Annotated in this window: 8 protein-coding genes and 1 pseudogene; 3 read left to right on the top strand and 6 right to left on the bottom strand. The window is 66.4% G+C overall.

What is annotated here, in order from left to right:
* A partial coding sequence (locus tag AC1D34_RS30645) for a class I SAM-dependent methyltransferase (protein WP_476826248.1) occupies nucleotides 1-480 on the top strand: 480 nt, incomplete at its 5' end.
* A gap of 19 nt (nucleotides 481-499) precedes the next feature.
* On the opposite strand, the gene AC1D34_RS30640 is transcribed toward AC1D34_RS30645, so the two are convergent.
* From AC1D34_RS30640 to hutI, 6 genes and pseudogenes are all read right to left on the bottom strand, one after another.
* Nucleotides 500-673 carry a hypothetical protein gene (locus tag AC1D34_RS30640; RefSeq protein ID WP_476826249.1) on the bottom strand — a complete coding sequence of 58 codons (174 nt, stop codon included), beginning with the start codon at nucleotides 671-673 and terminating at the stop codon, nucleotides 500-502.
* Nucleotides 674-716: 43 nt separating this feature from the next.
* Nucleotides 717-929: pseudogene (locus AC1D34_RS30635) on the bottom strand (HutD/Ves family protein); the annotation flags it as partial.
* Between the two features lie 2 nt (nucleotides 930-931).
* A complete protein-coding gene (gene hutU, locus AC1D34_RS30630; RefSeq protein ID WP_476826247.1) occupies nucleotides 932-2,599 on the bottom strand; it encodes a urocanate hydratase in 1,668 nt (555 codons plus the stop codon).
* Between the two features lie 62 nt (nucleotides 2,600-2,661).
* Complete coding sequence (gene hutG, locus AC1D34_RS30625) at nucleotides 2,662-3,471, bottom strand: N-formylglutamate deformylase (RefSeq protein WP_476826246.1); 810 nt, start codon at nucleotides 3,469-3,471, stop codon at nucleotides 2,662-2,664.
* Nucleotides 3,471-5,006 carry a histidine ammonia-lyase gene (gene hutH, locus AC1D34_RS30620; protein ID WP_476826245.1) on the bottom strand — a complete coding sequence of 512 codons (1,536 nt, stop codon included), beginning with the start codon at nucleotides 5,004-5,006 and terminating at the stop codon, nucleotides 3,471-3,473. The genes hutG and hutH overlap by 1 nt, the downstream gene beginning before the upstream one ends.
* Complete coding sequence (gene hutI / locus AC1D34_RS30615) at nucleotides 5,003-6,226, bottom strand: imidazolonepropionase (RefSeq protein WP_476826244.1); 1,224 nt, start codon at nucleotides 6,224-6,226, stop codon at nucleotides 5,003-5,005. Before hutI ends, hutH begins: the two co-directional genes overlap by 4 nt.
* A 100-nt stretch (nucleotides 6,227-6,326) precedes the next feature.
* On the opposite strand from hutI, the gene AC1D34_RS30610 reads away from it, so the two are divergent.
* Entirely contained in the window at nucleotides 6,327-7,694 is a 1,368-nt protein-coding gene (locus AC1D34_RS30610) for a formimidoylglutamate deiminase (protein WP_476826243.1), read from the top strand.
* Between the two features lie 17 nt (nucleotides 7,695-7,711).
* On the top strand, nucleotides 7,712-8,461 hold the full coding sequence (locus AC1D34_RS30605; protein ID WP_476826242.1) for a UTRA domain-containing protein: 750 nt from the start codon (nucleotides 7,712-7,714) through the stop codon (nucleotides 8,459-8,461).
* The last annotated feature ends 15 nt before the right edge of the window (nucleotides 8,462-8,476 follow it).

Genomic DNA, 8,476 nt, shown 5'->3' with positions numbered 1-8,476 from the left:
TTCGACCGCATCGTCTCGGTCGGTATGTTCGAGCATGTCGGCGTGGGCTATTACCGTGCCTATTTTCGCAAGATTGCGGAATTGCTCACGGATAACGGTGCTGCGCTCATTCATACGATCGGTCGCACCACGCCGCCGGGTGCGACGAACCCTTTCATCGCCAAATACATCTTCCCCGGCGGCTACATTCCCGCCATGTCGGAAATCACGGCGGCAATCGAACGCGAGGGCCTGATCATCACTGATGTCGAGGTGCTGCGCCTTCACTATGCCGAGACGCTGAAGGCCTGGCGCGAGCGATTCCTCGCTCGGCGCAAGGAGGCGGTGGACATGTATGACGAGCGCTTCGCGCGGATGTGGGAGTTCTATCTGGCGGCTTCAGAAGCGAGTTTCCGCCACGATGGCCTTGTCGTCTTCCAGCTCCAGCTCGCTAAGCGGCTCGACACCTTGCCGATGACGCGCAGTTACATGGAGGCATGATCGGAGCGTCGGCCGCGCGTCAGATCTGCGGAGCGGCCGACAGCACGATCGCGAAGATCTCGCCGGAGTCGTGAGGATTCGTCAGGACGACGCCTTCGACCCATTCCAGCAGGGCACTGTCCCCGGTGGCGAGGGTTTCCCGGTGCGGGGGCCGCGCTATTGTCCAGCCATCGGAGCGAGCGACCAGGACCACGAGTTCTCCCGTCTGGTCGAGCTGGAACGGGCCAGTGCCACTGAAGGACGATTCCCCGGCCCGTCAGCACCGACAAGGTCCTGTCGATGCCGGGAAAGACGGAAAAGGGGCCGTCCGTTCCGACATGGGCCATGGAGATCCGCCAGTCGAAGCCGTTCAGCGAGGCGCCGGGCGGATGCGCTGCGATCTCCGTCGTGGTGCCGCCGCCGTTCTTCCACGGCATGGTGCGGCACGCGCTGGCGCGGATGATGCGCATGATCAGCCGAGAATGCCCGGCAGCTTCAGGCCCTTTGCCTTGGCGCAGTCGATCGCGATCTCGTAGCCGGCATCGGCATGACGCATCACGCCGGTCGCCGGGTCATTCCAAAGGACGCGCTCCAGCCGCTTTGCCGCCTCCGGGGTGCCGTCGGCGACGATGACGACGCCCGAATGCTGCGAATAGCCCATGCCGACGCCGCCACCATGGTGAAGCGAGACCCAGGTCGCGCCGCCGGCAGTGTTGAGCAGCGCGTTCAGCAGTGGCCAATCGGAGACGGCGTCCGAACCGTCCTTCATCGCTTCCGTCTCGCGGTTCGGCGAAGCGACCGAACCCGAATCGAGGTGGTCGCGGCCGATCACCACCGGCGCCTTGAGCTCGCCCTTGGCCACCATCTCGTTGAAGGCCAGGCCGAGCCGGTGCCGGTCGCCGAGGCCGACCCAGCAGATCCGTGCCGGCAGGCCCTGGAACTTGATGCGCTCGCGCGCCATGTCGAGCCAGTTATGCAGATGGTGATCGTCCGGCATCAGCTCCTTCACGCGCTGGTCCGTGCGATAGATGTCCTCCGGATCGCCTGAGAGCGCAGCCCAGCGGAACGGGCCCACGCCGCGGCAGAACAGCGGGCGAATATAGGCCGGAACGAAGCCGGGGAAATCGAAGGCGTTGTCGACACCCATATCCTTCGCCATCTGGCGGATATTATTGCCGTAATCGAGCGTCGGCACGCCCATCTGCTGGAAATCCAGCATGGCGCGGACATGCACGGCCATCGATTTCTTGGCGGCCTCGATCGTACCGGCAGGATCGCGCTCCTTGCGCTCTTCCCACTGCTCGAGCGTCCAGCCGGCCGGCAGATAGCCGTTCAGAGGGTCATGGGCCGAGGTCTGGTCGGTGACGACATCCGGGCGGATGCCGCGCCTGACCATGTCGGGGAAGACTTCCGCCGCATTGCCGAGCACACCGACCGAGACGGCCTTGCCGGCCGCATGGGCGCGCTTGATGATCTCCAGCGCCTCGTCGACACTGTCGGCCTTCTCGTCGAGATAGCCGGTGCGCAGCCGGAACTCGATGCTGGAGGGCTTGCACTCGATGGCGATCATCGAGGCCCCGGCCATCGTCGCGGCGAGCGGCTGGGCCCCACCCATGCCGCCGAGACCGCCGGTCAGGATCCACTTGCCCTTGAGGCTGCCGCCATAATGCTGGCGGCCGACCTCGACGAAGGTTTCGTAAGTGCCCTGAACGATGCCCTGCGTGCMGATATAGATCCAGGACCCCGCGGTCATCTGGCCGTACATCATCAGCCCCGCCTTATCGAGCTCGTGAAAATGCTCCCAGTTCGCGTAGGCCGGCACGAGGTTCGAATTGGCGATCAGCACGCGCGGTGCATCCGCATGGGTGCGGAACACGCCGACGGGCTTGCCGGACTGCACCAGCAGCGTTTCGTCGGCCTCGAGCGAGCGCAGCGCGCCGACGATCCGGTCGAAATCTTCCCAGGTCCGGGCAGCGCGGCCGATGCCGCCATAGACCACGAGCTCGCCGGGCTTCTCGGCGACGTCGGGGTCGAGATTGTTCATCAGCATGCGCAGCGGCGCTTCGGTCAGCCAGCTCTTGGCGGAGAGCTCGCTGCCCCTGGGGCTGCGGATGACGCGGCTATTGTCTATGCGGGTCATGAATGGCTCCGTTCAAACCGTGATCGGGACATGCGGAATGCGTTGTTTCCGTCCGAACAGGGTCAGGGTTTCAGCTTTCTGGCCGCATCGAGCGCGGCTTCGATGATGGCGGAGAGGGCGGCTTGCAGTCCGGCGGCCTTGGGCGTGTCGAAGCGCCAGGGCGGCGTCTCCTCGGTGAGATAGCCGCTCAGCGAGATTTCCATCTGGATCGCGTGCACATCCCGCGCCGGCTGGCCGTAATGCCGGGTGATCCAGCCGCCCTTGAAGCGGCCATTGCTGACATGGTTGAAGCCCGAGCCGGCAAGCGCTGCATCGGCCGCGTGCTGGACCGAAGGTGCGCAGCTCGCACCGGAATTGGTGCCGAGATTGAGCATCGGCAGCGTGCCCGGGAACAGGCGTGGAATGACCGACTTGATGGAGTGGCAGTCCCAGAGCAGGCAGAAACCATGCGCGGCTTTGGCCCGTTCGATCTCGGCTGCGAGTGCGTCGTGATAGGGCTGGAAATAGCCGGCGCGGCGGCGCGCGATCTCGGCCTCGTCGGGCGCTTTTGCCCAGATCGGCTCGCCGTCGAAGGTCGTGGTCGGCACGAGTTCCGTCGTCGCCTGTCCGGGGTAAAGCGATACGCCGGACGGATCGCGGTTGAGGTCGATGACATAGCGCGACAGCCCGGCCTCGACGATCGTCGGTGCGAAGCGCTCGGCAAACACATAGAGCTGGCGCATATGCCAGTCGGTGTCGGGCACGGAACGACCCGTCTCGTTCAGCGCCGCCTTCACCTCCTCCGGCAAGCCAGTGCCGGGATGCGGCATCGACAGGACCAGCGGACCGGCGCCTTGCGTGACGTTGACGATCTCGGAAGGGTTCATGCTCATCACGCCGAGAACTCCGCGAAGCTGTCGAGCCCGGCGGCATCGCTGATCGCGCCGCTGAGCACCAGCTCTGTCGCCGCCGCAAGGTCGGGGGCAAGGTAGCGGTCCGCGTCGAGCGGCGCGATACGCTGCCGGACCAGGGCCAGAACCGGCTCCAGCCGCGGGCTCGTCTTCATCGGGCGATGATGCTCGATCGCTTCCGCCGCGGCCATCAGCTCGACGCCGATGATGCTGGCCGCGTTCCGGGCCATGTCGAGCAGGCGATAGGCGCCATGCGTCGCCATCGAGACATGGTCTTCCTGATTGGCAGAGGTCGGGATCGTGTCGACCGAGGCGGGATAGGCCTTCTGCTTGTTCTCCGATGCCAGCGCGGCTGCCGTGACCTGCGCAATCATGAAGCCGGAGTTCAGCCCGGCATCGCGGGCCAGGAAGGGAGGCAGGCCGCTCATCACGGGGTCAACCAGCAGCGCCATGCGCCGCTCGGACAGGTTGCCGATCTCGCACAGCCCCATGGCGAGGATGTCGGCGGCGAAGGCGACGGGCTCCGCGTGGAAGTTGCCGCCCGAGACGATTTCGCCCGGCCCCAGCACCAGCGGGTTGTCGGTGACCGCGTTGGCCTCGATCGCAAGCGTTGCGGCGGCATTGGCGAGGAGGTCGCGCACGGCCCCCATCACCTGCGGCTGGCAGCGCAGGGAGTAAGGATCCTGGACCTTGGTATCGCCGAAGCGATGGCTGTCGCGGATTTCGCTCTTCGCGATCAGCGCGAGCAATGTTTGCGCAACCCGGATCTGGCCGGGCTGGCCGCGCAGCGCCTGGATGCGAGGGTCGAACGGCGTGTCGGAGCCCTTCAGCGCATCCACGGAGAGTGCGCCAGTGACCAGCGCCGCATCGAAGACGCGGGCGATGTCGCTGAGCGCCGTCAGCGCGATCGCGGTCGAGACCTGCGTGCCGTTGATCAGCGCAAGACCCTCCTTGGCCCCAAGTTCGAGCGGCTTCTGGCCGATCCGGGCCAGGGCATCCCCTGCGGAAAGCGTCTCGCCCTTCAGCCTGATCTCGCCGACGCCCATCAGCGCCGCGGTGAGATGGGCGAGCGGCGCAAGATCGCCGGACGCGCCGACCGAGCCCTTGGCGGGAACGACCGGAAGCGCCTCGGCTGCGAGCGCGCCGACCAGGGCCTCGACCACGACGGGGCGTACGCCGGAGGCCCCGCGCGCCAGGCTCGCGGCCTTCATGGCGAGGATCAGGCGCACGATCCGGTCCGGCAGGGCAGGGCCRGTGCCGACGGCATGGGAGAGGATCAGGTTGCGCTGCAGGGTTGCCAGGTCGGCATCGGCGATGCGCACGCTGGCGAGCTTGCCGAAGCCGGTATTGACGCCATAGGTCACGGTTCCGGCGGCGACGATATCGTCGACGATCGCTTGGGCGGAGGCGATCGCTGCGGCGCTTGCGCCATCCAGCTTGGCTGCGGTGCCGTCAATCACGGCGCGCCATTGCTTCAGGGCGGCCTCGCCCGGCTTCAGGGAGAATGTTGCGGTCATTGGCCGTTCCAGATGCGGGAGTGAAGCGGGTTGAAGCCGATGCGGTAGGCGAGTTCGGCGGGGCGCTCGATCTCCCAGATGGCGAGGTCGCAGCGCTTGCCGGCCTCGAGCGTGCCGATCTCGTCCTGCAGGCCGAGCGCCTTGGCGGCATGGCGCGTCAGCCCGGCCAGCGCCTCTTCGGGTGTCAGCCGGAAGAGCGTGCAGGCCATGTTGAGGACCAGCAGCGGCGAGGTCAGCGGCGAGGATCCGGGATTGGCGTCGGTCGCGAGCGCAATTGCAACGCCATGCTTGCGGAGCAGGTCGATCGGCGGCTTCTGCGTCTCGCGCAGGAAGTAGAAGGCGCCCGGCAGGATGACGGCGACCGTTCCGGACCGGGCCATGGCGATCACGCCCGCCTCGTCGAGATATTCGAGATGGTCGGCCGAGAGTGCGCCATGTTCGGCCGCGAGTGCGGCGCCGCCGAGATTGGAAAGCTGTTCGGCATGGATCTTGACCGGCAGCCCCTTGGCCCTGGCTGCGGTAAATACCCTGGCCGTCTCCTCGGGCGAGAAGGCAATGCCCTCGCAGAACACGTCGACTGCGTCGGCAAGATCCTGCGCGGTCACGGCGTCGAGCATCGGCCCGGTGATCTGGTCGACATAGTCGCCGGAGCGGCCGGTGAACTCCGGCGGAACGGCATGGGCGGCAAGGAAAGTGGTGCGGACGGTGACAGGCCGTTCGCGACCGAGCTGCCGTGCGACCGCAAGCTGCTTCAGCTCGGCCTGCTGTTCGAGCCCGTAGCCCGACTTGATTTCGACGGTCGTGACGCCTTCAGCGATCAAGGCGCCCAGGCGCCGGTCGGCGCTGGCGAAGAGCTCGGCCTCGCTGGCAGCGCGCGTGGCCTTGACGGTGGAGAGGATGCCGCCGCCGGCGCGTGCGATTTCCTCATAGCTCGCGCCCTGCAGCCTGAGCTCGAACTCATGTGCCCGGTCTCCGCCATAGACGAGATGGGTATGGCAATCGATCAGGCCCGGTGTGATCCAGCGTCCGCCGCAGTCGACGGTTTCGCGCGCGTTCAGAGGTGGTGCCTCGCTGCGCGGGCCAGCAAAGACGATGCGACCGTCGTGGGCCGCTACGACCCCGTCTTCGACTGCGCCATAGGGCTGGCCGGCGCCGGGCGCCATGGTCGCGAGGCGGGCATTCACCCAGATCCTGTCGCAGTGGGAAGGTTCCGCAGCCATCCGCATCCTCTCGACTTCGTTTGCGATCCGACTATGCTAGACAATTGCATATGCAATTAGCAAGTGTCATTTGCATATGCAAATCGAGCGAGGAGCTAGCGTGACACAAAACCCGACCCTGCATCTCGCCCAGGCACTCTTGCCGGAGGGCTTTGCCGACAACGTGACGCTCACGATCGCGGAGGGGACAATCACCTCCATGAGCGTCGGAGAGGTTGCTCCGGCCGGTGCCCTGCACCTGGCYGGGCTGACGCTGCCTGGCATGCCGAACCTCCACAGCCATCTGTTCCAGCGCGGCATGGCGGGCCTGTCTGAGCGGCCCGGCGCCACGGCGGATTCGTTCTGGACCTGGCGCGAGGTGATGTATCGCTTCCTCGACCGGCTTGATCCCGACGACGTCCAGGCGATCGCGGCGCAGGCAATGGTCGAAATGCTGGAGGGCGGCTTCACCGCGCTCGCCGAGTTCCACTATCTGCACCATGACAAGGACGGCCAGCCGCATGCCGATATCGCGGCGATGGCGCTGGCGGTTGCGGCAGCAGCCGAGGAAACCGGCATCGGCCTGACCCTGCTGCCGGTGCTCTATCGTTTCGGCAATTTCGGCGGCGCGGCCCCGAGCCATGGCCAGCGTCGCTTCATCAATAATCGCGACAGTTTTGCCCGGCTCATGGAGGCGAGCGCTGTCGCGATCGGCGCTCTGCCGGATTCGCGGCTCGGCGTCGCGCCGCATTCGCTGCGCGCCGTCTCGCCTGAGGATCTGCAGTGGCTGCTTGGCCTGGCGCCTGATGGACCGATCCACATCCATGTCGCCGAACAGATGCGCGAGATCGAGGACAGCCTGAAGATCACTGGGCGTCGCCCGGTCGAGTTCCTGACGGACAGCATTGCGTTGGACAGGCGCTGGTGCCTGATCCACGCCACCCATCTGACGGATGCGGAGCGCGACACCATCGCGCGCAGCGGCGCTGTCGCGGGACTGTGCCCGATCACCGAGTCGAGCCTGGGCGACGGCATCTTCGATGGCGTGCGCTACGCGGCCGCTGGCGGGGCCTTCGGTGTCGGCAGCGATTCCAACATCCAGATCGATGCCGGCGCCGAACTGCGCCAACTCGAATACTCCCAGCGCCTGCGCGATCGCGGGCGTGCCTTGCTGGCGGATGCCGACGCCTCCACGGGACATGCACTCTGGGCAAAGGCCTGTGTCGGCGGCGCCCAAGCCTGTGGTCGTGCCATTGGAAGCCTTGCGGTCGGCCAGCGCGCCGATCTCGTCTCGCTCGATCCCGATCATCCAGCCTTGGTTGGAAAGCGTGGGGAAGCGGCGCTCGATAGCGCGATTTTCGCTGCCAACGCCTTACCCTTGCGCGATGTCCTGGTTGGCGGGCGGCAGGTTGTCAGCGAAGGTCGCCATGTCGCACGCGCCGCTGTCGCGAGCCGATTCGCCGCGACGATGCGTCGGCTGCTTGCCTGAGTCCTTGAAGGATCGTCATGTCGGATAACGGGATCGAGGCTGTAAAGCTGGATGGCACGGGCCCGGTCTATGATCAGATCCGCCGTGCCATCCGGGAACTCGTCCTGAATGGGGCCTGGCCTCCGGGAACGGCGGTGCCGCCGGAGCACGCTCTGATGGAGTGGCTCGGCGCTTCGCGCATGACGGTGCATCGCGCCTTGGTGCAGCTGGCGCGCGAAGGGTTGATCACGCGGCGCCGGCGGTCCGGCACCATCGTGGCGAACCCGCCGGCAAGCCATGCCATGCTCGACATCCTGTCGATACCCGACGAGGTAAGGCAGCTCGGGCAGGACTATTCCTTCGAGATTCTGTCGCGGCGGGACGCACGGCCTTCGCCTGAAGTCGCTGCACGCTTCGAACTGAAGCGCTCGGAACAGGTGGCCCATCTCGTGACCCTGCATCGCAGTGGCGGGCAGCCTCATGTGCTGGAGGAGCGGGTGATTCATCTCGCGACCGTGCCCGCAGCCGCGGCCGAACGATTCGAGACGACGCCTCCCGGCGACTGGTTGCTGCAGCACAGTCTCTGGTCGCAGGCCGAGCACGCGATCAGCGCGGTGGCGGCGGGCGAACGGGAGTCGGGGTTGCTGGAGATCGAGCAGGGCGAGCCATGCCTGCTCGTCGAGCGCCGCACCTGGAATCAGAACCAGCCGGTGACGGCCGTTCGCCTGCTCTATCCTGGCGGGCGCCACCGCTTCATTGGTCGCTTCGGCCCATACGGTGCGGTCTGAGCCGCGCATGAAAAA

This window comes from Allobosea sp. P1_A7 (assembly GCF_056406775.1).
This window is presented reverse-complemented; position numbering and strand designations above follow the sequence as displayed.